The sequence below is a fragment of the Butyrivibrio sp. Su6 genome (assembly GCF_900108105.1).
Classification (GTDB): domain Bacteria; phylum Bacillota; class Clostridia; order Lachnospirales; family Lachnospiraceae; genus Butyrivibrio.
Genome location: NZ_FNUR01000006.1, coordinates 1 through 25,621 on the forward strand (window position 1 = coordinate 1; position 25,621 = coordinate 25,621).

Below are 25,621 nucleotides of genomic sequence, written 5' to 3' on the forward strand. Positions count from 1 at the left end.
CGGAAGATAATTAAATAAGGTGACAAAAGAAATGGATAGAATTGAATTCAAATGGACTGATGGAAACAATGAAGCTTTTCAACAGTTCTATATAGAAACGGAAAAATACTATAGTCAGATTGTTGGCGGAGTAGAAAAAAGAGCTGGGTTTGTTCCATACAATCTATCTGATACTATATCTGATGTTCTCATAGCATATATCAACGGAAAACCTGTTGGTTGTGCAGGACTGAAAAAGTATTCTGATAGTGATGTTGAGATAAAGCGTGTATGGGTAGAAGCTGAGTCAAGAGGTCAAAAGATTGCTAGTAGAATGATGGACTTTATTGAGGAAAAAGCCAGACAAATGAATTACAAGAGAGCAATACTGCAAACAAGACCTATTATGTTGGATGCTGTAGGACTATATGAGAGACGAGGATATTCGCTTATTGACAACTATCCTCCGTATGATTGTCTTGAAGGCGCCATATGCATGGCATTAGTATTGTAAATCAGAAGATAATCTTACAAAAGACAGACAAAGATTTAATGAGTAGAAAGTAAAATCAGAGTATTATTTTTGATCGCGGTTATTAAAGTTGCCACCAGCCGCATACAGTAGCCCTGAGCTTTCTACCGTACGCAGCAGGTAAACAGCAACTCGCCCTAGAAATGCCCAAAACAAGGCATTTAAGAGAGTGAAAAAGTTCTCAAAGAGATAATCATCTGCTATGGCAGAATATTGTTTCTTCGGAAATATTCAAAAATCTATTACCGGAAGCCCATGTGGCTTCCGGTTTTCTATTTAAGTCGTTCCTATTCGGGAATTAAAAATTTCACTTTACGATTCTATAAGATACTAAAAGATGCTTCGAAGACCCTATTTAGGCATGTCAGTTTGCTTGTGTATATAAAATATCTTGGCTGTGAATCTGATATTCTTTTAGTTGAGGCTATCATATGCAAGGCATTATGACTGCAAATCTTGGTTATTTCAAAATGGGTCAACAAAATACGGTGAAGTAGTTGACTGTAAAGCTGATATTATTCGATTTGAGTCAACCGGAGATGGCTGAGCGGTTGACTCTAAATAAGTTATTGCTATATATAGATCAACTATCGCATAGAAATGTTATGATCTCAAAACATGTTTTTTTAAAATGAGTCAATGGTCTTGGGGAATATTCATGACCGCAATCCCATAATTCTGTATATGAGTCAAGTGTCGAGCTGTAATCAGATGACTACAAATCCGGTCTTGTTCAAAATGAGTCAATTCAAGGCTAAGTAGCTAGTTGATTTCATTTCTACTAATGTTCTATATAAGTATGAAAAACCATTAAACCTATCGGGTTATGGGATAGTCTATCCTGAGTTCACATTCCTTTCGAGGAAACTACGAAAAGAGATTTATTGGGAGCACGAAGGGATGATGGACAAGCCTGAATACGCCATCAAGGCGGTTAAAAAGCTCAATAGCTATCAAATAAACGGGATTATGCCAGAAGAGCGCCTAATCCTTACTTTTGAGACTGAACAGGATGTTTTGAATTCGAAGATTGTAAGTGATTTGGTGGATAAATATCTTAGATGAATGGATATCTCAGATGAACCGTAATTATTTGATTTGCATGCCGGTAAATTATATAGCATACTAAAGATTACTGATTTTTTGATTCGATACATTAAATGAGAGATTAAATATAAGGAGAAAATTTAGTATGAAAATGGGTAGCAGTAACGATAAAGAGGCAGTAAAGGCACAGTATGCATCATCCAAAAGCCTTGATACCAGAATCAACTTCCATAATATGTATTCAACAAACAAGATGGGGTTTGGCCCCTGGCTTATATCTAATTATGAGATTAAAGAGGGCATGAAAGTACTTGAGATTGGATGCGGAACAGGCGATATGTGGAAAGGGCACGGCGATCTCATCGCAAAGTGTGATAAGCTTGTTCTATCTGATTTTTCTGAAGCTATGCTTGACGCTGCAAGGAAGAACGTTGGAGAGTTTTCAAACATAGAATACAAGCAAATCGATGTTCAGAATATACCTTTTGAAGAGAGCTCTTTTGACATAGTAATAGCAAACATGATGCTCTATCACGTGCCGGATATAGATAAAGCAATCAGTGAGGTCAGAAGAGTACTTAAGGATGATGGCGTTTTTTACAGCGCTACATACGGTGAGCACAATTTCAATGATATTATTGCTGAATGGTTTGGGCTTGTTGGCAAGAACTATGATCCTAACCATCTATTTACCCTTCAGAACGGAGGAGATGTTCTGGGAAAAGAGTTTGCGGATATAGAGGTGCGCCGATACGAGGATTCTCTTCATGTTACAAATATAGATGATCTTGCAGATTACCTTCAGAGTCTGAAGGCTCTTCATGGCATTGGAACTATGGAAAGAGAAGAGATTCTTAATATGCTGCTACCTCATGTAGAAGGTGGCGCCATCAATCTTCAGAAGGAATATGGAACTTTCATAGCACAGGGGATAAAGTAAGTGGACCAGGGAGCAAAAGGTACTATATCTTTTCTGACAAGTTTGTGGTAGGGTCAAAGTAGGTAAAGTTATTCGCATTTGAAAGGAGACCTGCCATGAAGAATATAAGACTGGTTCTAATCGGTGAATTGCTACTGTTCATTGCGGTATTTATGATGACTGTATTAGGGGGAAGCTGGGGGATGTCTGCTGTCTTATGGTTCCTTGACTTGCCATCGATACTGCTTATAGTACTAATCTTTGTTCCGGGATTACTTATCATGGGGGAATGGAAGAATTTCTTAAAAGCATTTTCAGTTGGCATCAGGCCATTTAGTCTGTTGGAACTGAAAAATATAATAGGCGCTGTCGATGCGGCCCAGAAGCTTACTATATATGCAGCTCTTTTTGCAATAATCATATCAGGGGTTCTGTTGATGGGACGATTAGACGATCCATATACGATAGGTCCCAATTTGGCAGTCTGTTTTCTGGCCGGATTATATGCAGTTATTATTGAGTTTTTGCTTCTTCCACTGAGGCTGAATGCAGAGCGGAAGATGAATGAAGAAATGGATCTGGGAGAATGACGAAAAATGAGATAACAAAACAGCAGTATCTCAAAGTTGCTCAGAAATACAGCTTTACTAGACGTGAACTGGAGCTGGGCTTTCTGAAGGTGTCCGGTTTTTCAAATAGAAGAATAGCATTTATGCTTGGAATATCGGAGCAGACTGTTAAGAATCATTTTACGCATATTTATGAGAAAGCGTGGGTTCCGGGAAGAAAGGAATTCCATGAATTGTTTGTAAATAATCAGGACTAAAGATCACTGAAAATGGAAATAGATATGAGGGTAAGAAACGTATCTGATCTTTTGAAGTCTCTTGCAGAGGCAGGAAGAACAGTGTTTGTTTCTACACATGATCCGGAATTGATTGAGCTTTGTTGTGATCATGTGCTGACTATTAGTAATGGAAAGGTATTTAGTCTGGTAGACAAGACTGGAGCGGTATAACGAACATGATAGTTGAAGGAAAGCATATCTATATACATGGAGACAGAGAGAAATCTGCGCCACTTATTGTCATGAATACATTTCAGGGTGATGAAAGTAATGTTTATAGTGCGCTTTGTACCATAACGGAAAAAGAGCTGAATCTTGCTGTTATAAGTGATATCAACTGGAATGATGAGATGTCTCCCTGGGAATGTGCACCTTTGTATAAAAATGACAGTCCTTACACGGGCGGAGCCGACAGATATCTTGAGAAGCTGACTGGGAGCATAATCCCTGCGATAAAAGATGAGCTTGGCGCAGAACCTGAATATACGGCTATCGCAGGCTATTCGCTTGGGGGATTGTTTGCACTTTACAGCTTGTATAAGACTGATGTGTTCACCAGAGCAGTGAGTGCATCAGGTTCTATGTGGTATCCTTCATTTTCAGAATATGTAGAAAAAAATGATTTTTGTAAAATGCCTTCAAAAGTATATTTTTCCCTTGGTGATAAAGAGGCGCGCACTCGCAACGCGCTTCTTAGTACAGTTGAAGATAAGACCGGAAAAGTTTATGATCAATACAAAAATAAGGGAATAGAAACTACGTTTGAAATGAATCCGGGAAATCATTTCAAAGATGCAGATTTGCGTCTTGCAAAGGGAATAGCCTGGATACTTAAATGATCTTAACTATTAAATAATTAACATCAAGAGAAAGACTAAAGAGAGCGGCCATGACAAATACAGAACAGACCACACAAAATATGACCTCAGGAAACAGTATGAAACAGATCATACTGTTCTTTTTGCCATTATTATGGGGAAATCTTTTCCAACAACTATATAGTCTTGTGGATAGCATTATAGTTGGCAAAGGAATCTCGGATCAGGCACTGGCCGCTGTTGGGGCAACAGGGACACTTAATTTCCTTATACTTGGATTTGTTGTAGGAATGACAAGAGGATTTGGCATAACCTTTGCACAGAGCTTTGGAAAAAATGATATTGCTATGCTGAATGCGTATATCAGGGCAGCCAAGAAGCTCAGTATAACTTTTGGAATAGTGTTTACTGTAGTTTGCATTTCTCTGCTCAATAAGATGCTGACGTTCTTGAACACTCCTGAAGATATCTATGACGATTCATATAGATATTTTGCGGTGATCTTACTGGGAATTGTAGTGACGGTTATGAATAATCTTGAGATCACAATTCTCCAGTCAATGGGAGATTCCAGAACGCCCCTCACTGCTATGATCTGTTCCTCACTTGTGAACATCATGCTGGATATCATTTTGATAATGGCCTTTGGCACAGGAGTTGCCGGGGCGGCAGTTGCAACAGTAGTTTCTCAGTTTGTATCATATCTTTTGTGCCTTAAAAAGCTTAGAACCATCAATTTTATGAGCCTGGAAAAAGACACATCAGAAATAGCAGATGAAAAGCTTTTACTGGTTGAACTGATGAAAATAGGACTTCCTGTGGCGTTTATGAATTCGGTCACAGCTGCAGGGGCCATGGTTCTGCAGTATTTTGTAAATCTTATGGGAAGCGCATATGTGGCTGCATACTCAGCCTGCATGAAATTTGCATCACTCTTTGAGCAGTTCGGAATGTCTGTAGGTCTTTCCATGATGACCTTTGTAGGGCAAAATAAGGGCGCCAGCAAATATGACAGGATACGCACAGGAGTAAGACAGGGCCTTATGCTTTCCACAGTGGTGAATGTGCCGATATCGCTCCTTATGATATTTGTGCCCGGAAGTCTGGCTAAGATGCTGCTGACTGATAATACGATAATCGGTTATTGCACCGATTTTATGCCAATCATGGGAATGAGCTTTTTTGCCTTGGGATGGCTTTTTGTATACAGATACTCTGTTCAGGGGTTGGGCAATACCTTTATACCAATGCTCTCAGGCGGTCTTGAAGTCATTATGAGACTGATCTTTGGATTCCTGGTAGGAAGGAACGGATTTAAGGGCATTGCCATTTCTGAAGTATCTGCATGGATAGGCGCTTTTCTGATGCTCATGGTGACATACTATTGTTTAATTGGCAAAAGAACTAAAGCATCAGCCTGAAGAGACAAAAAAGAGTCCATGGATTTTTTATCCAAGGACTCCTTTTTTAGCATTCACCTTCTGCATCCGGATCTTTTGTAACAGAAAGCTTTATTGCTTTAAAAATATGCTTCTGGATGAATCCGGTTCTGACGGTCATAAAAAGGTGCTTTTTCTAATCTTAAACGAGATTAAATATCGTGTAAATTGTCATTAAAAAATGTTAATATCTATTTAATTTTTCTGGTTGCCATTTGTAGTTGTTTTGGTGAATACCCGATTTGTTTGGAAAATGTTCGGGAAAAATTGGAATAGTTGTTAAAACCTGACATATAACATGCGTCGCTGGGAGAATAGCCCTCCTGTAGCAATTTGCAGGCCAGAGCAATCTTTTTGGCAATAATATACTGCTGTATTGTAAGTCCTGAAAATTTCTTAACGCAGCGTGAAATATAAGTTCCATTGTGATGAATTTCTTTTTCCAGGATACTAAGGGTAATCTCTTCAGTTAAGTGTGCATCTATATATTCAAATGTTCTGCTGACAATATCTGGAAGGGCATTTGGAGTATCTTCCATTGGATTATCAGAGTGTTTGGAAGTGAGTTTCACCATTATCAGTTTGAGATATGCGTCGACCAAAATATCGGAAGAAGCTTTAGGATGTTCGATATTCTTTTGAAGGCAGATGCATTGTTTTTTTATTTCCTCTAGTTCTTCTTCTGACAGATGTATAGAGTGAAGAGATTTGTCTTCACTGTCATATGGTTCAAAACATGAGCATAGAGAGAACTTTTTGTTGGAAGCTTTTTTGAGAACCGCGTCAGAAACGTTTATAACGACGCGATCATATTTATTAAGAGTGTGAATATCTGCCGTGTGAAACAGGTAGTGAGGTATGAAAGCAACATCCCCCTTATGCATGACTTTTCCTGAAAACTCGGTGTATAACCAGATTTCTCCGTCTAGTAAGATCAATATCTCGTGGCAGAAATGATTGTGCATGTCATCAGTATAGTCGAATGGAGCATCAATAGACTTTACTTCACATTGAAGATCTCCTTTTACCGGCTGAAATTTCTTTAGTATCTTCTTGCCTGTCATAACAATTCTCCTTATCAAGATATTAAAAATAGGATAATGCAATATTGATAGAAACACAATATGTATACATTGCACAATCTGACATTAATATTTTGTTAAAATCATACAATTGCGCAAAAAATATCAGAAAAACACATTAAATGTGCAGATATTGCTATCCTAAAAAGGTCATATTGCGCAAAAAAAATATACATAGAAGTGTAAGAAACATCAAAGGGGCAGTGTTATATTTACAACTAGGGGAAGGTTCTTTTTCAGAAAAAAAGTTGGGGTGAAACAAATGAGAAAGACAATAAGGAAGGTATGGAACTATAAGTGGATATACGTGATGCTGGTACCGGTAATTTTATATTATGTACTGTTTAAGTATATCCCAATGTATGGAATCACCATTGCATTCAAGAATTACAACGTTTTTAAAGGGATTACAGACAGTCCCTGGTGCGGATTTGAAGTATTCTCAAAAATCTTTAAGAGCAAAAATTTTTGGAACGCTATAAGAAATACTTTAGTGTTGAATTTTGCTACTTTATTTGTAAGTTTTCCGCTTACGATCATCGTGTCTCTTATGCTTAATGAAGTAAGAAACAAACATTTCAAGAGAATAACCCAGTCAGTTTTATATTTACCACATTTTATATCATGGGTAGTTGTAGCAGGAATTGCTACAAATCTTTTCTCTATGACAAACGGAAGCATCAACAGAGTGATTGAAAATATGGGAGGAAGTCCTATTCCGTTTATGAGTGATCATGGATGGTGGATATTCACTTATGTTGTATGTAATGTGTGGAAAGAGATAGGATGGGGAACTATTATTTATCTCGCAGCTTTGACAGGTGTTGATGAGAGCTTATATGAAGCAGCATATCTGGATGGCGCCACAGAATTTCAAAGACTAATCTATATAACTCTTCCCTCAATCAAGTCAGTAATTGTTACAATGCTTATTCTTCAGATTTCAAAGATGATGTCAATTGGCCTTGATGCTCCGCTTCTTTTGGGAAACAAGAAAGTTATGGATGTATCAGAAGTTATCAGTACGTACACTTACAGAATTGGTATTGAAAAGGCAAAATATAGTGATTCTACTGCGATTGGCCTTTTTCAGTCGGTAATAAATATTATCATTTTGTTTGTTGCTGATAAGTTTGCAAAGGCAATTGGTGAAGACGGAATAATCTGACGGGAGGAATAAAGTGTGAAAACAAAGAAACTTACACCGGGACTAATTGTTAATGATCTGCTTTTAGCAGTACTTGCTTTTATATGCATATATCCTTTTTTGAATGTACTGGCTTACTCAGTAAGTGGTTATAATGCAGTGCTTTCAGGGAGAGTAACTTTTTATCCGATCGATTTTAATATTGATGCTTACAGACAGATCCTTGGAAAGACACAAATTTGGATGGCGATGAAGAATACTGTGATCATAACAGTTGCAGGAACAGCATTAAGTCTTGTTCTTACAATTCTTGCATCATTTTCGCTTTCTAGAAAAGATTTGCCTGGAAGAAGCTTTTTTACAGCGTTTATTCTTTTTACTATGTATTTTAGCGGCGGAATGATCCCAACTTTCCTGACAGTCAAGTCTCTGGGACTATTTGATACAGTATTTGCGCTGTTTGTACCACAGTCCATCAACGTATTTAACTTTATCGTTATGAGAACATTTTTTAAAAATATTCCGGAGAGTTTGGAGGAGGCTGCAAGAATTGATGGCGCATCATACATGAAGGTATTAAATAAGATCATTCTTCCTCTTTCGGTTCCTATCATCGCAACCATGGGACTGTTCTATGCTGTTGGTTATTGGAACACATATTTTGACGCACTTATTTATATTCAAAAGCCTGAACTGTATACATTACAGCTTCGACTCAGGAGTCTTTTGTTTGGAGAGGAGCTTAATAACTCTAATGCAAATGCAGAGGGTATCGGAACGCAGGTTATGAGCCAGTCTCTTAAGATGGCGACAGTTGCTGTATCAACAATACCTATTCTTATTGTATATCCATGGCTTCAGAAGTATTTCGTTAAAGGTGTAATGGTTGGATCAGTAAAAGGATAATCATACCTCATATGGGGGTAAAAAATAAGGAGGCACTAATGAAAAACAAAGTATTGAAAAACTCATTGGCTATTGCACTTGCAGCAACAATGGTAGTTGGATGCGGAAGTACAGCGCCGGCTGAGACGGGGGCAGAACCAAAAACAGAGACACAGACTCAAACAGCGACTAGTACTGAGAGCACTGATAGTGCTACAGCTGCAGAAGCAAGTAAGTATCAGACAACTTACGGCTCAAAGCAGTTTGATAATGTGACGATCACAGTAGAACTCTTTGACAGAAGCAATGCTCCTGATGGCTCAACTATCACAGATAACAAGTGGACAAAGTATGTAAATGAGCAGATGAACAAGGTTGGAATCAACGTAGAGTTTGTCCCTGTTCCAAGATGGGATGAAGTAACAAAGATGCAGGCTATGGTAGCTTCTCAGACAGCTCCTGACCTTACGCTGACTTACACTTATGCTTATGCAGAAGACTACTATAACCAGGGCGGAACATGGAATCTATCAGAGTTCATTGATGGAGCTGACCAGGCTCTTAACATGAAAAAATATCTTGGAAGTGACGTTATTGATATCGGAAGAAATGAAAGCGGCGAGCTCTATGGTATCGTGGCTAAGAGAGCTACAACTGCAAAGAGTAACTTCTTTATCAGAAAAGATTGGCTTGATAAGCTGGGACTTGAGATTCCTACAAATCCCGATGAACTGTACACAGCACTTGATAAGATGGTTCATGAGAATCCAGATGGTATGACAGGTGTTTCTGGCGCAATTATCTGGAACGGTTGGAACTTAAAGCAGGTATTTTCAAAGATTGCAGGGGACCCGCTAAAAGTTAATGTATGCGGCGGTGGTGAGGATGTCATTCAGGATTACTACGATCCTGGTATGTATGATTATTATCAGTTCCTTAATAAACTCTACAACGGCGGAATTCTTCACCAGGAGTATTATAACCTTGCAGAAGATGATTTCAAGAGTGAAATCGTAACCGGTAACCTTGGGTTCTGTGAATACAGCGTAAACGGTAATGTTGACGTACTTCGTGGATCACTTCTTAAGACATTAAAAGAGAATGTAAGTGATGCAGATTTTGTTTCTATTCCTCAGTTCAAGAATATAAATGATGGTCAGGTTTATTCAGCAGCATATGGTGCTGGCGGACTTATTGCTTTCTGCCCTAAGACAGCAAGTGAAGAAGTTGTAGAAGCATGCATGACATATCTTGACTGGATGTGCACAGAAGATGGCGGTTTTGTTCTTTATCATGGATTTGAAGGCGAACATTACGATATGGTTGACGGAGTTCCGGTTGTTAAAGATGCTGAATACAATGCTCAGGATAAAGACTGGATCAGAACAGACCTCTTTATTGTAGGTAATCAGGGATACTTCGAGACAGTTGATGACTTCAATAAGTGCACATCAAAGGAAGCTCCCGGATATGAAGATTATGTTATCCAAAACTATGAGTATGCTCTTGCAGGAACACTTAATCACGATGCATCCTACACATCACCTTCTACAGCAGATCTGATCACAGATCTTAACATAGCAAAAGATGATTATCAGGTAAAGATGATCACATGTGCTCCTGAAGAATTTGATCAGATGTACAACGAATACATGGATGAACTTAAGTCAGTAGGAATTGACACAATCATTTCAGAGAGAGAAGAGCATTACAATAACTAACCATACCTATGGGGAAGCAGTTATTTTGACTGTTTCCCTATATTAAAAAAGAGGAGTATTTGGGGCTATGGATAAAAAAGATGGAATGAATTATGCACCAAAAGGTAAGCCGGCACCGGTTGTGAACAAAGGAGAATTCGTCATTGCAGCGATAGCCCTTGATCATGGTCATATCTATGGCATGTGCAATGGACTTATTGAAGCCGGAGCAACGCTCAAGTGGGTATATGACAGGGATGTAAAAAAAGCTGAAGCTTTTCAGAAGGCATATCCGGAGGTAAAAATAGCATCTTCAGAGGATGAGATATTAAATGATTCGGAAGTAAAACTTGTTTGTGGAGCGGCAGAGACCTGGAAGAGGTGTGAGCTTGGAATAAGAGTAATGGAGCATGGAAAAGACTATTTTACCGATAAAGCGCCACTTACGACTTTGGAGCAGCTTTCAATGGCAAAAGAAACAGTAGCCAAAACCGGAAAGAAATATATGGTCTATTACAGTGAAAGAATCCACGTTGAGTCTGCAGTTTTTGCTGGCCAGCTTGTGGATGAGGGGGCTATAGGAACACCCATCCATGTGGATGGCTTTGGACCTCACAGAGTAGGTAATCCAAAGGGAAGACCAGACTGGTTTTTTGAAAAAGAAAAATATGGCGGAATATTATGTGATATTGGTTCCCATCAGATAGAACAGTTTTTATACTATTGCAGAGTCAAAGATGCGCATGTGGCATATAGTGAAGTTGGCAATTATGGGCACCCTGATTATCCGGAACTTGAAGACTTTGGCGATGCAATAATTGTAGGTGATAATGGTACAACCCAGCATTTCAGGGTTGACTGGTTTACCCCGGATGGCCTCTCAACCTGGGGAGATGGAAGAACAATAATACTTGGAACTGAAGGATATATCGAGATAAGAAAGTATGTAAACATTGGTACAGGAGATGGAACCTGTGATCATGTTTATCTTGTAAATAAGGATGGAGAACAGCATTTTGAAGTTAATGGAAAAGTGGGGTTCCCATTCTTTGGACAGCTCATTTTGGACTGTATCAACAGAACTGAAAATGCAATGACGCAGGAACATGCCTTTAAAGCGGCTGAATTGTGCGTAAAAGCTGAAATGGAAGCTAAATATTTAACGCATAAATAATAGGGGAGAAAAGTATGATAAACGTTGCAATAGTTGGAACGGGTAATATTTCCAATCTTCATGTACAGGGACTGTTGGAGTTTCCTGAAAGATGCAAAATCGTAGCTCTTTGCGATATATATCCCAATAAAGCTGAAAGCATAAAAGAAAAATACAATCTTGGAAGTGATGTAAGAGTATTTGCTGATCATAAGAGTATGCTTGCTTCAGACGTAAAAATAGATTTAGTTCATGTCTGTACACCACCTTATGTACATGCATCAATAAGCATTGATTGTATGAATGCCGGGAAAAACGTCCTTGTGGAAAAGCCAATGGCAGCAAGCCTTGAAGAGTGCGATAGGATGTTGGAAGCTGAAAAGAAAAACAACGTAACCCTTGGAGTAATAGCGCAGAACAGATTCAGAGATGGGGTATATAAGCTAAAACAGCTGGCAAAGTCAGGTCTTGCCGGTAAAATCTGTCTTGCCAGAGTTGATTCCCAGTGGTGGAGAGCCCATTGTTATTATGATCTTTGGTGGCGAGGAATCTGGGAAAAAGAGGGAGGTGGGCCTACGCTTAATCATGCAGTTCATCATATAGATATGCTCAATTGGATAGAAGAGAGATCTCCTGTTGAAGCGACGGCGGTATTGACCAATGTTATGCATGATAATGCTGAAGTGGAGGATTTGTCACTGGCATGTCTGAAATATGAGGATGGATCTGTGGCAGAAGTTATTTCATCTGTAGTTAGCCATGGTGAGGAACAGGGAATCACTCTTCAGTGTGCCGATGCCAAGATTTCCATGCCGTGGAGTCTTAAGGCTGAGGTAGGAATGGAAAATGGATTCCCGGTAGATGGGGGGAACACTGAACTTATCGAGAAAATAAATAAGTTCTATGATGAATTGCCTGATCTTAAATATGAAGGGCATACCGGCGAGATAGATGATTACCTTTCCGCATTGGAGAATGGCAGAAAACCACTGATAACAGGAGAAGATGGAAAAAGAACGATTGAAGTAATAACAGCTATTTACGAAGCGGGGTTTGAAAAGAAAACTATCAGCCTTCCTATAGCTGAGAACTCGGAATATTACAAGGCTGACGGCATACAGAAAAACGCAGTGCACTTTTATGAAAAAAAATCATTTGTTGAGAATTTTACAGAGGAAAAAATAACAGTAGGAAACTATTGATGGGTATGAAAATGGTTCGATATGGCATAATTGGAATTGGAAATATGGGAAGTGCGCATGCAAAAGCTCTTTTCAATGGTGAGGTTAAAAATTCGACTTTGACCTGTGTATGTGATTGTGATAAAAATCGGATTGACTGGGCAAGGGGACAGTTTGGGGACAAGGTCTCATATTACGCGGATTATAGAGAGATGCTTTCGTCGAGTAATTTGGATGTGTGTCTTATTGCAACGCCCCATTATCAACATACCAAAATGGCAATAGATGCCTTTGATAGAGGATTACATGTTTTAACAGAAAAACCCGCAGGAGTTGATACAAAGTCAGTTGAACTCATGGATAAAAAAGCTTTAGAGAGCGGCAAAAGTTTTGGGATAATGTTCAACCAAAGAACCAGCAATATATTTAGTGCCCTTAAGAGCTTTGTTGACCTTGGAATACTTGGAGATATAAAGAGATTTAACTGGATAATCAGCAACTGGTATAGGACTCAGGCATACTATGAGTCATCAGGCTGGAGAGCATCCTGGAATGGCGAGGGAGGCGGAGTATTGCTCAATCAGGCACCGCATAACCTTGATATATGGCAATGGATAATGGGAATGCCTTCATCGCTTACAGCTTTTTGTCATGAAGGGCTGTTCCATGATGTTGATGTTGAGGATGATGCAACGATATATGCTGAATATAGCAATGGAGCAACAGCTACTTTCATAACTTCAACAGGAGAGTATCCAGGCAGCAACAGACTTGAAATCAGCGGGACTTATGGCAAAGCAATTGCAGAAAATGGAGTGCTGAAACTTTTTCTTTTGAAAAAGGACGAGAGGAAGATTTGTTTTAACTCTAAAGAATCCATGCCTTGTGAAGAGGTTACAGAGATAGTCTTAAATCTAAAAGACGAACGGGATGGACATATTCTTATTATGGAAAATTTCAGTGATCACATTTTGAATGGAACAAAACTCATAGCACCGGGCGAGGAGGGAATTAAGAGTCTTGGAATCAGCAATGCTGCATATCTTTCTTCATGGAAAAGAAGTGTTGTTGACCTTCCAGTTGATGAAGATGAGTTTTTATTTTATCTCAATAGAAAAAAAGCATCTGAAGTGTCTGACAAATTAGCTAAAAAAACTAAAGGTGCTATAAAGGATATGGGTAATTATAGCAGACGATGGTCTGTTCAATGGTAAAAGAAAAAAGTGCCTGTAGGCACTTTTTTCTTTTACATTTTCGTAGATTCTCTATATATCAGATCTGTTTCTGTATAAGTGATGCGGTAGTTAAGATCAGGCTGCTCAATCCTTGACATGACCATGTTGGCAGCAGAATAGCCTATTATCTGGCTGTGAATATGACTGGTCGAAAGTGAAGGTGTCATTATCTTGGACTCAGGTGAGTCGTCAAATCCAAACAGCTTAATGTCCCTTGGACATTCGATGCCTAGCTTTCTAAGCCCATATAAAAGATCAAGTGCAACGAAGTCGTTGGCACAAATAAACATCTCCGGAAGTTCTTCCATGTTCTGAAGAGCCTTGAATAAATAATCTTTATAATGAGAATCATGACTGTGAACTTCTGAAAGACAGTATTTTTCATTGAATTCCAGATTATTGATGTACAGTGCTTCTCTAAAGGCAGTAAATCTCTCATAGAATGAACGACAGTGAGTTACCTGGCCTACGAAGCCTATTTTTGTCATGCCCTTTTTGCTCATATCGTTTATCACTGTGTAAATGCTTGTGGAATTGTCCATAAGCAGGATGTCTGCATTTAATGGTTTCCAGTAGCTTGCAACGGGAGCATCTATCATAAGTACCGGAATGTCAAGTTCGCACAGCATCTCACAGTAGGGATGGTTGAACATCTCGATACATACAATTGCCTTAGTGTTGTCGGGATTAAATGAAAGTGGGAGACTGAGGTCTGTCACATTGTTCTCATCTACTCTGTGCATGGTAAGGCTATATCCAAGAATCGATACCTCATTCTGAAACTTGTCGATCATAGTAGAAGCAAAGTGAGAGTTATTAAGAAGTCCTCCTGTGAAAAGAGCTATTTCCCCGGCAGCTTTATTTCTGGTAAAAGAAGGATTTTTGATATCAGCTACAGAGTTTGCATATGAAAACTGTTTGTATCCCATAGCTATTGCTTTTTCTAAAACCTTCTGCCTCGTTGACTCAGCTAAAACCCCCGTATTGTTGATTGCTTTTGAAACTGTATTTCTGGATACTCCAAGAGCATCTGCTATATCCTGAAGTGTAACCTTGGTTGCCATTGTAATCTCCGTTCTTTAGTGTTTTTTCTTATGCATAACACCCATATCATTATAAAATGTAAAAATTATTGTGTCAAATGTAAAAATAAAATGATGCAAATGTAAAAGTATTATATTGACAGTTTTTTTACCATATGTTATATTTTACATACGCAAAAGAAAATGTTACAAATGTAAAACAGATGGGGAGGGAGCGTTATGAATGCAAAAGCAAAGGACAACAGCTTACACAATACATTCATATATATTAAGCAGCATTGGCAACTGTACGTATTCTTTTTGGGGCCTGCACTAATCCTTACGATCGTGTTCAGGTATGTTCCTATGGGAGGCATTCTTATCGCATTCCAGAAATATAACCCTTTCAAAGGAATATTGGGGAGCGAGTGGGTTGGTCTTAAATATTTCAGGCAGTTTTTATCTTCGCCTGACTTCTTCCAATATCTTACCAATACATTAAAACTTAGTATTTTCGGTCTTCTTTGGGGCTTCCCAATGCCGATCATATTGGCGCTCTTGCTTAACAGAGTGACAAGCAGCAGTATCAAGCAGAAAATTCAGCTGGTTCTCTACATGCCAAACTTTATTTCAGTCATCGTTCTCTGTGGTATGGTCAGAATACTTCTTTCAGTAACAGGACCACTTAACCTTTTGCTTGGAACGAGCATAAACTTCCTTACGATCCCGGCAGCTTTCAGACCGATCTACATCATAAGCGGAATCTGGCAGGGAGCAGGTTGGGCATCGATCATGTACACCGCGGCTTTATCCAATGCCAGCAAAGAGCTAAAAGAGGCAGCTCAGATCGATGGAGCGAATATCTGGCAGCAGATAAAGGCAGTTGAGTGGCCTGCTATAAAGGACATGGTTGTTATCCAGTTCATACTTCAGGCCGGAAACATCATGAGCATAGGCTTTGAGAAAGCTTATGCATTACAGTCAGATATGAACCTTGCTTCATCTGAGATCATAGCAACCTACGTTTACAAAAAAGGTTTGCTTAATGGTGATTACAGTTATTCCACAGCGGTAGGTCTTTTCAATACTATCGTCAATGTCATTCTTCTCATCACAGTTAATAAAGTAGTAGAGAAGCTCAATGACGGACAGGGATTATAAGGAGATATCAAAATGGAAAAATCACTTTCAATCAGGAAAAAGAGCGAGTTCGCAAGGGCTTCTCTTGGAGATAAGACATTTCTTCTTGTTGGATATATCATCCTTGCAGCATTTGTACTGGCTATTATAGGACCCATGGTCTATATCATAATTGCTTCATTCATGGATCCCATAACACTTCAGAATAAGGGAATAGTTTTTGACCTCAGCAAGTGGACACTCACGGCTTACGAGCGAGTAATGACAAACCCTCAGATCTGGACAGGCTTTTTTAACGCAGTGCTTTATTCAGTACTATTCGCATTTATTTCAGTATTTATTACACTGCTGTGTGCTTATCCAATGTCACGAGATGATTTTAAGGGTAAAAAAATATTCAACACAATTTTTATCATAACGATGTTTTTTGGAGGCGGACTTATTCCTACATACCTTCTTGTCAGCAACTTAGGTCTTCTTGACAGTATGTGGGCAGTAATCCTTCCGGGATCATTTAGTGTTTGGAACATGATAATCGCAAGAACCTACTACAAAGGAATTCCAAGTGAACTTAGAGAGGCAGCAGACGTTGATGGAGCCAATGAGCTTGTGTTCTTCTTTAGAATACTTCTTCCTGTCTGCACACCACTTATTGCAGTGCTTATCCTTTGGCAGTTCGTTGGAATGTGGAACAGCTACTTTGATGCGATGATCTATTTAAACTCTGCAAACAAGCAGCCGCTTCAGCTGGTGCTCAGAGCAATCCTTATTCAGAACGAACCTGATCCTGGAATGATCGCAGATATGCAGAGTACAGCCCAGAGAGCACAGCTTGCAGAACTTTTAAAATATGCAACCATCATAGTTTCAAGCTTACCACTTATAGTTATGTACCCATTCTTCCAGAAATACTTTGATTCAGGAATTATGGTGGGGTCTGTAAAAGGTTGAGCAGAACTTCCTTACAAAAAGAAGTTTTAAATAATGTAATGTTAGAGGGAAAAGGAGAGGAAAAATGAAAAAGAAAGCATCAAAATTTTTAAGTGCTGCACTTGTACTTGCACTGACTGCAGGCATAGCTACAGGTTGTGGCAACGGGGCATCAGGCAGTGGATCAGCCAGCGTTTCAGCAGATGATCTTAGCTTCCCACTTGAGAACAAAGTTACAATCACAGGTATGATCAGCTATCCATCAGGAACTGAGTCAGAACCTAACAACAGAACAATCTTCAAAAGACTTGAAGAAGAAACCAATGTACATGTTGACTGGACAGCTATTTCAAGCGATCAGTGGGGCGATAAGATTCAGCTCAACATGGCAAACAAGAACACTCTTACAGATTTCGTTTTCAATGCAGGATTCAGCAACTCTGATCTTATCAGATATGCAGATCAGGGCGTGATCATTCCTGTGGAAGAGTACATCGATAACTACATGCCTAATCTTAAGGCTGTATTTGACAAGTATCCTGAATACCGCACAATGTGTGAGGATTCAGAGGGACATATCTGGGCACTTCCTTGGATCGAACAGCTTGGTTCAAACAAGACAGCTATCCAGACAGTAGGTAACAACTTCACATACATCAACAAGAAATGGCTTGATTTCCTTGGACTTCAGACACCTACAACAGTTGATGAGTTTGAAGAAGTACTTAAGCAGTTTAAGGATCACGCAGCAGACCTTCAGAAAGAATTTGGTATCGAAGGCGATATCATTCCTATGTCATGCATCATGAACGATCAGGATCCAAGTCTTCTTATCAACGGTTTTGGCGAAGGCTACGGCGATAACGACATAGGACAGCACATTGCAGTTACTGATGACAAGAAGGTCATCTGCACAGCTACTCAGGAAGGCTTTAAGTCTGGTATGCAGTGGCTCCATAAGCTCTATGAAGAGGGCCTTATCGATCCTGAGTGCTTTACACAGGACTGGTCTACATATGTAGCAAAAGGAAAATCCCACAGATACGGCGTATGCTTCACATGGGATGTTGCCAACATCGATAACCTTGAAGACTTCGTTCCACTTGCAGCTCTTCAGGCAGATACCAAGAACGTAACACCTTTAAATGCTTCATTCACATCAGGTTTTGACCGCGGCAGATGCGTTGTAACATCAAAGTGCGCTAACCCTGCATTCGTATGTGCTTGGCTTGATCTTATGTATGATCCATTCCAGTCACCACAGAACAACTGGGGAACATATGGCGAAGACGATGAATTCGATATCTTCGAGCTTTCAACAAATGCAAATGGTGAAAAGATGCTTAAGCACGCACCTCTTGGAGATGCATCACCTGTAGAAGTTCGTGAAGCTGAGTGCGTAGGCGGACCTCTTGCAATCCTTGATGAGTACTATGGCGTATACGTAACATGTCCTGATGATGCACAGTATCGTCTTGACTGGATAAAAGAGTACTACACAGATGACATGCACTGCCAGTATGTATATCCTAACGTATTCATGACAGCAGATGACACAGAAAAGCTTACAACTATCCAGACAGATCTTATCAGCTACATCAACTCAAGCAGAAGTAACTTCGTAATGAACGGCCTTACAGATGCTGACTGGGATGAGTACATCAAGCAGGTCAATGCATATGGTCTTGATGAGTACCTTTCAATCTATCAGAAGTACTTTGATGAGTTCTACAAGTAATTAAGAATGTTTTTTACATTATGAAAGGCGAGGGGGAGGAGAATTAATTTATCCTCCCTCTTTTATGGAAAAAAACTGTTTACCAGATCTTTCATCAGCCGGAAAAAGAAATACAGGATTTATTTAAGTGAGGAACAAAGAATGAGTGATAAATTAAACAAAGCCAGAGAATATGAAGCAAAGAAGGAAAAGATGATCCCGGAGGAGCAAAGGCCTCTTTTTCATCTTACTCCCAGATGTGGCTGGATGAATGATCCAAACGGTTTTAGCTTTTATAAAGGGGAGTATCATCTCTTTTACCAGTATTATCCATATGATACAGTATGGGGACCTATGCACTGGGGACATGCAAAGAGTGCTGACCTTATAACATGGCAGTACCTTCCTTGTGCAATGGCACCGGATGAGCAGCATGATAAAGACGGATGCTTTTCAGGAAGTGCCATAGAGATGGAAGATGGTAAGCAGCTCCTTGTCTATACAGGTGTTGAAAAGAAAGAAGATGAAGAGGGTAATATCAGAGAAGTTCAGACTCAGTGCATTGCTCTTGGAGATGGAACAGATTACAAAAAGTATGAAAATAACCCTGTAATTGACAGCACTACTTTACCGGAGGGCGCAGGAAAGTATGATTTCAGAGACCCTAAGGTATGGAGAGAAAACGGCAAGTACTATCTTGTTGTAGGAAATAAGACAGAGGATAAAGATGGACAGATCCTCAAGTATGTGAGCGAGGATGGGATCCATTGGAAATATGACAAACTTGTCATAAAGAATAACCGCAGATTCGGAGTGATGTGGGAATGCCCCGATTATTTTGAACTTGATGGCAAACAGCTTCTTATGACAAGTCCACAGGATATGCTTCCTGAGGAGCTGGAATTCCATAACGGTAATGGAACTTTGTGCGTAATTGGTCATTTGGATGAAAATGGTGATTACTGCGAAGAAAATTTCCAGGCAATAGACTACGGAATTGATTTTTATGCACCACAGACAATCCTTGCTGCTGACGGCAGAAGGATCATGATCGGCTGGATGCAGAACTGGGATACATGCGGTATCAGACGCGATGATTTCCCATGGTTTGGACAGATGAGCTTCCCAAGGGAAATCTGGCTTGAAAATAACAAGCTCATGCAGAGACCAGCCAGAGAAATAGAGAATTACTACGGAAAAAGAATAAGCAGACAAAACGTGCTTATATCTGACAGCGCATCACTTTCAAGCATTGAGGGAAGATGCATAGATATGACTGTAAAGGTCAGACCAACAGGAGATGATCTTTCATATAAAAAGTTTGAGATAAGATTTGCAGATAATGGCAAAGCTTTTTCAACCATTGAATACGATCCGGAGATGAATATTGTAAAGATTGACAGAAAACATTCCGGAAGCAGAAGGGCTATTGTCCATCAGAGAAGATGTAAAGTGGCTAATAATAAGGGACAGATTACATTAAGACTTGTCCTGGACAGATACAGCATGGAGCTGTTCATAAATGATGGTGAGCAGGCTATGTCAATGGTCATTCTTACTGATGTGAAGGCTGAAGGAATCAGCTTTAAAGCTCAGGGAGAGCTATTGATGGATGTGACAATGCATGAACTTGTGAGGGGAAAAGATGAATAAAAAAATAGATGTTGTTGCTCTTGGGGAACTTTTGATCGATTTTACAGGCAGTGGAGATAGTAGTCAGGGAAATCCTTTATTTGAGGCTAACCCAGGCGGAGCTCCCTGTAATGTTCTTTCAATGCTTCAAAATCTTGGAAATGACACAGCTTTTATCGGAAAAGTTGGAGATGATTTCTTTGGGAGGCTGCTTGCTGAGAGGATAAGCAAGCAGGGCATAAGCACAAAGGGACTTACCTTTGATAAGGAGATACACACTACACTTGCCTTTGTAAATAAGCTTCCAAACGGTGACAGGGATTTTTCTTTTTACAGAAAACCCGGTGCTGATATGATGCTGAGTATTGATGATGTTCTGGCAAACAGAGCGCTTATTGAGAGCGCAGATGTATTCCATTTTGGAACTCTTTCAATGACAGATGAGACGGTTCGAACGGCAACAGAGCTTGCTGTTGACATAGCTAAAAAAGCGGGATGCCTCATTTCTTTTGACCCTAATTACAGAGCACCACTGTGGGAGTCGGAAGAAAAGGCGTTAAAAGCCATTGAATATGGACTAAGTAACTGCGATATCCTTAAAATATCAGATAATGAAGTAGAGCTTGTTACGGGAATATCTGATATCCAGGCAGGTGCTGAGAAGATAAAAAGAGATTTTGGCATTTCTCTTGTCTTTGCAACTCTTGGACCAAATGGCAGCATGGCTCTGTATAAAGATATGGTTGTTAAAAAAGAAGGATATCTGAATCCTGACACTATAGAAACTACAGGTGCCGGTGATACCTTCTGCGCCTGCGCAATTGACTATGTACACAAAAAAGGCATAAACAGTCTTACTAAAGAGGAGCTTTTTGAGTGCCTTGACTTTGCAAATGCTGCAGCTTCAATAATCACAACGCGCAAAGGAGCGCTTTCCGTAATGCCTTCAAAAGAAGAGGTTGAAGCCTTCTTGGTTCGTTTTGGCAAAAAATAAAGCCCCTCACGCAGGATCTTGCCTACGCAAAGGGCTTATTGGCTAAATTGTATTACTCGTTAATTGTAAACTGTCCAATGAGATTATTAAGTGATTCAGACTGCTCCGAAAGCTCCTGGGAAACCGCGCTTGATTCTTCAGCGGTAGCGGAGTTGTTCTGAACTACATTGGATATCATTTCTATACCTTTATCTATCTCATCCATGCTCTGAGCCTGCTGTTCAGCAAGGTCACCGGTCTGGATGATCATCTCTGTGATCTCTTCTACGCTGTTTTGCATAGCGTCAAGAGCTTCTGTTGTTTCAGCAACAACTGAGTTACCGTTGTTGATCTCATCCATAGTATCAGCAATAAGCTGGTGAGTGTTCTTGGCAGCTTCACTTGACTGATCTGCAAGCTTTCCAATCTGATCGGCTACGACTGCAAAGCCTTTTCCTGTTTCACCTGCTCTTGCAGCCTCGATAGAAGCGTTGAGGGCAAGGAGTGAAGTCTGTTTTGCAATGGCCTCGATGGAGTTCGTTACCTGCTCAATTTCAGCAGAAGCCTCTGTGATCCTTGTCATGGCATCTGTAACAAGATGCATCTTTCTGGCACTTGCTTCAGCATTATCTCTGACTTCTGTAGCCATTTCCTTACTCTTTTCAGCCACTTCTGCAAGCTGCTTGGTCTGCTCGTTAATAGAATTAACTGAAGCTGTGAGCTCCTCAACTGCAGCTGCCTGATCTGTAGAACCTTCTGCAAGGTCATTAGCGCCCTGTGACATGTTAACAGCGCCCTGTGAAACCTGCTGTGAAGAGTTCTTAACTTCTGAAAGAGTGCTTGAAAGATTATCAGAAATATCTGAAAGAGCTCTTCTGATGGCCTCATAGTCGCCAATATAAAGCTTTTCATTCTGAGAACCTGAAGAGAAATCACCTGAAGACATTCTCTTAAGTGTTTCATCAATATCTCTTACGATATTTTCAATAACATCGGTAGCTTCCGTGATATCATTTGCAAGTCTTCCCAGCTCATCTTCTGAATCTGTTTCAACTTTGATCTCAATTTCACCTTTGGCCATTTTGTCTGCAGCTTCTGCAATGGCATTTATCGGCTGCAGGATGCTGTCTGTAAGAGCTTTTCTCGCCTTTAATGAGTACATTATCGCATAAACAACAACTATGAGAGATATCAAAGTCATTACAAGTACGCTGATAAGAGCGAGGATGTATGCGGAAGATGCCTGAGCTTTTGCTGAGATTCCAATTTCCTTAAAGTCTTTTACAACGACTTTTATGGCCTCATTTACAGTGCCTACATAGTAGTCATACAGATCCTGGTCTGAGGCACCGTCTGAGAACATCTGAATAAGGGTATCATCGGCCTTGTCTATATCACTTATATGCTGATAAGCAGTGGACAGATCACCTTTATATACTTTACTAAGTGTATCAAGACCATCATTCAGCTCCTGGATCTTTTCCTGAGCACCTTCAATCTGTGTCTGGATGTCATCAGCATCCTTAGCAGCAAGTGCCCACAGATAATATTTCGCCAGAGCCTGAATAGTTATTCGTACTTCACCCTGTTGAGTGTTCTGCTCGTAGTAAACCGCATATATGTTATGCAGGTTAAACAGAGCAGTAACATCGATCAGAATGATAACTACGAATATTACGATAAGATTAGTCTGAAATTTATTAAAAACCTTTTTGAATTTGTCAGCTACGGGAAGCTTCTTAAATGAGCCAGACGTAAATTCATTGTTAACTGCCGTTTTCTTAGCCATGATAACCTCCTATCATTTTCCATACCTAAAAAAGGCACAAACCTTATTCTGAATGTTTTATCGACAAGATATATATAATATTTTAGTATTTAGACGTAAAAAAATACATATATATACGTGAATTTATACTTTTTTCAGATATAAGTATAGTTTATGGCAACCATAATAAATATCGATTTTACTTATATATGTTACAAGAGTACTATGAATATGCATTGAAAATGCTATTAAGAAAAAAGTGAGGGTTTAAAAATGGTTAAAGCAGTAGTAGGCGCAAACTGGGGAGACGAAGGAAAAGGCAAGATCACAGATACTCTTGCAGATAATGCCGATGTTGTTATTCGCTTTCAGGGAGGCGCTAACGCAGGCCACACTATAGTAAATGATTATGGCAAGTTTGCACTTCACACTATGCCATCAGGTGTTTTTCATTCACATATAATGAACATCATCGGAAACGGTGTAGCTTTTGATATAACAAAGTTCATGAAAGAACTTAATGAGATTACTTCAAAGGGTGTTCCAATGCCACAGATAATGATCTCAGACAGAGTTCAGGTAATGATGCCTTATCATGTACTTTTCGATACTCTTGAGGAAGCTCGTCTTGCAGGAAAGAGCTTTGGCTCAACAAAGTCAGGTATTGCTCCTTTCTATTCTGATAAGTTTGCCAAGATTGGATGGCAGATCAACGAGTTTTACCAGGATGATGAGGTTATTAAGGAAAAGATCGCAAGAATAGCTGAGATCAAAGATGTTATCTTAAAGAATCTTTATCATGCAGAACCAATCGATCAGGAAGCGCTCTTTGAGCAGATCGTAAGCTGGAGAGAGCAGGTTAAACCATATATTGGAAATGTAGCTCTTTATCTTGATCAGGCAATTAAGGAAGGAAAGACAATTCTCTTAGAGGGACAGCTTGGAACCATGAAGGATCCTGACCACGGAATCTATCCTATGGTTACATCCTCATCACCTCTTGCTGCTTACGGCGCTATCGGAGCAGGTATTCCTCCATATGAGATCAAGCAGATCGTTACAGTATCCAAAGCTTACTCATCAGCAGTAGGAGCAGGTGCATTTGTTTCAGAGCTCTTTGGAGATGAGGCAGAAGAACTCAGAAGACGCGGTGGTGACGGCGGTGAGTACGGCGCTACTACAGGAAGACCAAGAAGAGTAGGCTGGTATGACTGCGTAGCAAGTAAATATGGCTGCAGACTTCAGGGTACAACTGATGTTGCATTCACAGTACTTGATGTGTTAGGATACCTTGATGAAATACCTGTTTGCGTAGGATATGACATTGACGGTGAAGTGACAACAGAATTCCCTGTTACACACCTTCTTGAAAAGGCTAAGCCTGTATATGAGGTACTTCCTGGCTGGAAATGCGATATCAGAGGAATAAAGAACTACGAAGACCTTCCTGAGAACTGCAGAAAATATATTGAGTTTATCGAGGAACATATTGGATATCCGATCACTATGGTCAGCAACGGTCCTGCAAGAACAGATATAATATATCGTAAAAAAGGATGATATTTATTATGGAAAAAACTCCTAAGTTTAAGAGAGTTCTTGCACTTGCAGCACTTATTCTGATTGCTGTTTTGATAGTGGCATTTTTACTTGTGGCTTTGTTTGGCGGTCCTGAGTCAAAAGATCTTTTTATGGGCCTTGCGGGAGCTGTAGTAGCGGTGCCGATTTTGACCTGGCTTTTGATATGGTCGATTGGAGCTATCACAGGAAGACATACCATTGCTTCCCTTGATGCAATGAGCAGCAATAAAAAGCACGACAAATACGGAAATGTAATTCCTGACGGCGAAATTGACACAATAGTATTTGATATAGGTAATGTCCTTACAGATTTTGCCTGGGATAAGTTCCTTGTATTTAAAGGCTATGATGACAAAATGGTAGAGCGTATTGCCAAGGCAACTGTTTACAGTGATGACTGGGTGGAATACGACAAGGGTAACCTTACTAATGAAGAGATAATTGCAAGGTTTGTGGAAAACGATCCTGAGATCAGGACAGATATAGAGGATTCTTTCAAAAATATCGATGGAATCATCTTGAAGCGTGAAAAGACAATTCCATGGATCAGAGCCTTAAAGGCAGCAGGTTACAAGGTTTTGTATCTTTCAAACTTTTCAAAACAGGCTCTTGAGGGATGTCCTGATGCAATGGCCTTCTTGGATGAAACAGACGGTGGAATCTTAAGCTACCGCGAGCATGTAGTAAAGCCTGACCCGGCAATCTACAACCTCCTTGTAAGCCGCTACAATCTGACTCCATCAAAGACAGTATTCATCGACGACACACCGGTCAACATCGAGGCAGCCCAAAACCTCGGCTGGAAAGGAATAATCTACCGCGATTACAATCAGGTAGTTGACGAACTTGCAACTCTTGGTGTGAAGTTCTGATAAAAAGTCACAGGGACGGTTT

Annotated in this window: 24 protein-coding genes; 21 read left to right on the top strand and 3 right to left on the bottom strand. The window is 39.8% G+C overall.

The window, feature by feature from the left end:
* Window positions 1–31 precede the first annotated feature (31 nt).
* From C4S54_RS08050 to C4S54_RS08080, 8 genes are all read left to right on the top strand, one after another.
* Window positions 32–493, top strand: a complete 462-nt coding sequence (locus C4S54_RS08050) for a GNAT family N-acetyltransferase (RefSeq protein WP_089904312.1) — start codon at window positions 32–34, stop codon at window positions 491–493.
* Window positions 494–1,411: 918 nt separating this feature from the next.
* A complete protein-coding gene (locus tag C4S54_RS15985) occupies window positions 1,412–1,576 on the top strand; it encodes a hypothetical protein (protein ID WP_160110727.1) in 165 nt (54 codons plus the stop codon).
* 127 nt (window positions 1,577–1,703) lie between these two features.
* Complete coding sequence (locus C4S54_RS08055) at window positions 1,704–2,498, top strand: class I SAM-dependent methyltransferase (RefSeq protein WP_103869076.1); 795 nt, start codon at window positions 1,704–1,706, stop codon at window positions 2,496–2,498.
* A 95-nt stretch (window positions 2,499–2,593) separates the two neighbouring features.
* Window positions 2,594–3,067 carry a hypothetical protein gene (locus C4S54_RS08060; RefSeq protein ID WP_022772985.1) on the top strand — a complete coding sequence of 158 codons (474 nt, stop codon included), beginning with the start codon at window positions 2,594–2,596 and terminating at the stop codon, window positions 3,065–3,067.
* The gene (locus C4S54_RS08065; protein WP_022772986.1) at window positions 3,064–3,303 is read left to right on the top strand and encodes a helix-turn-helix transcriptional regulator; all 240 of its coding nucleotides are present in this window, start codon (window positions 3,064–3,066) and stop codon (window positions 3,301–3,303) included. The genes C4S54_RS08060 and C4S54_RS08065 overlap by 4 nt, the downstream gene beginning before the upstream one ends.
* A 24-nt stretch (window positions 3,304–3,327) precedes the next feature.
* Window positions 3,328–3,495, top strand: a complete 168-nt coding sequence (locus C4S54_RS15990; protein WP_160110728.1) for a hypothetical protein — start codon at window positions 3,328–3,330, stop codon at window positions 3,493–3,495.
* Window positions 3,496–3,500: 5 nt separating this feature from the next.
* The gene (locus C4S54_RS08075; protein ID WP_103869078.1) at window positions 3,501–4,163 is read left to right on the top strand and encodes an alpha/beta hydrolase; all 663 of its coding nucleotides are present in this window, start codon (window positions 3,501–3,503) and stop codon (window positions 4,161–4,163) included.
* 50 nt (window positions 4,164–4,213) lie between these two features.
* A complete protein-coding gene (locus C4S54_RS08080; RefSeq protein WP_103869079.1) occupies window positions 4,214–5,563 on the top strand; it encodes an MATE family efflux transporter in 1,350 nt (449 codons plus the stop codon).
* 209 nt (window positions 5,564–5,772) lie between these two features.
* On the opposite strand, the gene C4S54_RS08085 is transcribed toward C4S54_RS08080, so the two are convergent.
* Window positions 5,773–6,645: an AraC family transcriptional regulator gene (locus C4S54_RS08085; RefSeq protein WP_103869080.1), complete on the bottom strand. Its 873-nt coding sequence runs from the start codon at window positions 6,643–6,645 to the stop codon at window positions 5,773–5,775.
* A gap of 280 nt (window positions 6,646–6,925) precedes the next feature.
* On the opposite strand from C4S54_RS08085, the gene C4S54_RS08090 reads away from it, so the two are divergent.
* The 6 genes from C4S54_RS08090 to C4S54_RS08115 all read left to right on the top strand — a co-directional run bounded on the left by C4S54_RS08090 (window position 6,926) and on the right by C4S54_RS08115 (window position 13,943).
* Window positions 6,926–7,831: an ABC transporter permease gene (locus C4S54_RS08090; protein ID WP_103869081.1), complete on the top strand. Its 906-nt coding sequence runs from the start codon at window positions 6,926–6,928 to the stop codon at window positions 7,829–7,831.
* 15 nt (window positions 7,832–7,846) lie between these two features.
* Entirely contained in the window at window positions 7,847–8,716 is an 870-nt protein-coding gene (locus C4S54_RS08095; RefSeq protein ID WP_103869082.1) for a carbohydrate ABC transporter permease, read from the top strand.
* Window positions 8,717–8,754: 38 nt separating this feature from the next.
* Window positions 8,755–10,416: an extracellular solute-binding protein gene (locus tag C4S54_RS08100; protein WP_103869083.1), complete on the top strand. Its 1,662-nt coding sequence runs from the start codon at window positions 8,755–8,757 to the stop codon at window positions 10,414–10,416.
* A 67-nt stretch (window positions 10,417–10,483) separates the two neighbouring features.
* Window positions 10,484–11,569 carry a Gfo/Idh/MocA family protein gene (locus tag C4S54_RS08105; RefSeq protein WP_103869084.1) on the top strand — a complete coding sequence of 362 codons (1,086 nt, stop codon included), beginning with the start codon at window positions 10,484–10,486 and terminating at the stop codon, window positions 11,567–11,569.
* Window positions 11,570–11,583: 14 nt separating this feature from the next.
* On the top strand, window positions 11,584–12,750 hold the full coding sequence (locus tag C4S54_RS08110) for a Gfo/Idh/MocA family protein (protein ID WP_103869085.1): 1,167 nt from the start codon (window positions 11,584–11,586) through the stop codon (window positions 12,748–12,750).
* On the top strand, window positions 12,750–13,943 hold the full coding sequence (locus tag C4S54_RS08115) for a Gfo/Idh/MocA family protein (RefSeq protein WP_242973766.1): 1,194 nt from the start codon (window positions 12,750–12,752) through the stop codon (window positions 13,941–13,943). Before C4S54_RS08110 ends, C4S54_RS08115 begins: the two co-directional genes overlap by 1 nt.
* A gap of 32 nt (window positions 13,944–13,975) precedes the next feature.
* Here the strand turns inward: C4S54_RS08115 and C4S54_RS08120 are convergent, their stop codons facing one another.
* Complete coding sequence (locus C4S54_RS08120) at window positions 13,976–15,028, bottom strand: LacI family DNA-binding transcriptional regulator (protein WP_103869086.1); 1,053 nt, start codon at window positions 15,026–15,028, stop codon at window positions 13,976–13,978.
* A gap of 198 nt (window positions 15,029–15,226) precedes the next feature.
* Between C4S54_RS08120 and C4S54_RS08125 the strand changes: the two genes are divergently transcribed.
* The 5 genes from C4S54_RS08125 (at window position 15,227) to C4S54_RS08145 (ending at window position 21,399) form a co-directional block, all read left to right on the top strand.
* Window positions 15,227–16,147: an ABC transporter permease gene (locus C4S54_RS08125; protein ID WP_103869087.1), complete on the top strand. Its 921-nt coding sequence runs from the start codon at window positions 15,227–15,229 to the stop codon at window positions 16,145–16,147.
* A gap of 12 nt (window positions 16,148–16,159) precedes the next feature.
* Entirely contained in the window at window positions 16,160–17,077 is a 918-nt protein-coding gene (locus C4S54_RS08130; protein WP_200821057.1) for a carbohydrate ABC transporter permease, read from the top strand.
* A 64-nt stretch (window positions 17,078–17,141) separates the two neighbouring features.
* Window positions 17,142–18,794 (top strand): ABC transporter substrate-binding protein, encoded by a 1,653-nt coding sequence (locus tag C4S54_RS08135; RefSeq protein WP_103869088.1) that lies wholly within the window; start codon window positions 17,142–17,144, stop codon window positions 18,792–18,794.
* Between the two features lie 141 nt (window positions 18,795–18,935).
* Complete coding sequence (locus tag C4S54_RS08140; RefSeq protein ID WP_103869089.1) at window positions 18,936–20,426, top strand: glycoside hydrolase family 32 protein; 1,491 nt, start codon at window positions 18,936–18,938, stop codon at window positions 20,424–20,426.
* Complete coding sequence (locus C4S54_RS08145; protein WP_103869090.1) at window positions 20,419–21,399, top strand: carbohydrate kinase family protein; 981 nt, start codon at window positions 20,419–20,421, stop codon at window positions 21,397–21,399. Before C4S54_RS08140 ends, C4S54_RS08145 begins: the two co-directional genes overlap by 8 nt.
* A 52-nt stretch (window positions 21,400–21,451) precedes the next feature.
* Here C4S54_RS08145 and C4S54_RS08150 read toward each other — a convergent pair whose 3' ends face one another.
* On the bottom strand, window positions 21,452–23,167 hold the full coding sequence (locus tag C4S54_RS08150; RefSeq protein WP_103869091.1) for a methyl-accepting chemotaxis protein: 1,716 nt from the start codon (window positions 23,165–23,167) through the stop codon (window positions 21,452–21,454).
* A 252-nt stretch (window positions 23,168–23,419) separates the two neighbouring features.
* Here C4S54_RS08150 and C4S54_RS08155 point away from each other — a divergent pair, with 252 nt between their 5' ends.
* Both C4S54_RS08155 and C4S54_RS08160 read left to right on the top strand, forming a co-directional pair.
* Window positions 23,420–24,706 (top strand): adenylosuccinate synthase, encoded by a 1,287-nt coding sequence (locus tag C4S54_RS08155; RefSeq protein ID WP_103869092.1) that lies wholly within the window; start codon window positions 23,420–23,422, stop codon window positions 24,704–24,706.
* Window positions 24,707–24,714: 8 nt separating this feature from the next.
* A complete protein-coding gene (locus C4S54_RS08160; RefSeq protein ID WP_160110729.1) occupies window positions 24,715–25,599 on the top strand; it encodes an HAD family hydrolase in 885 nt (294 codons plus the stop codon).
* The last annotated feature ends 22 nt before the right edge of the window (window positions 25,600–25,621 follow it).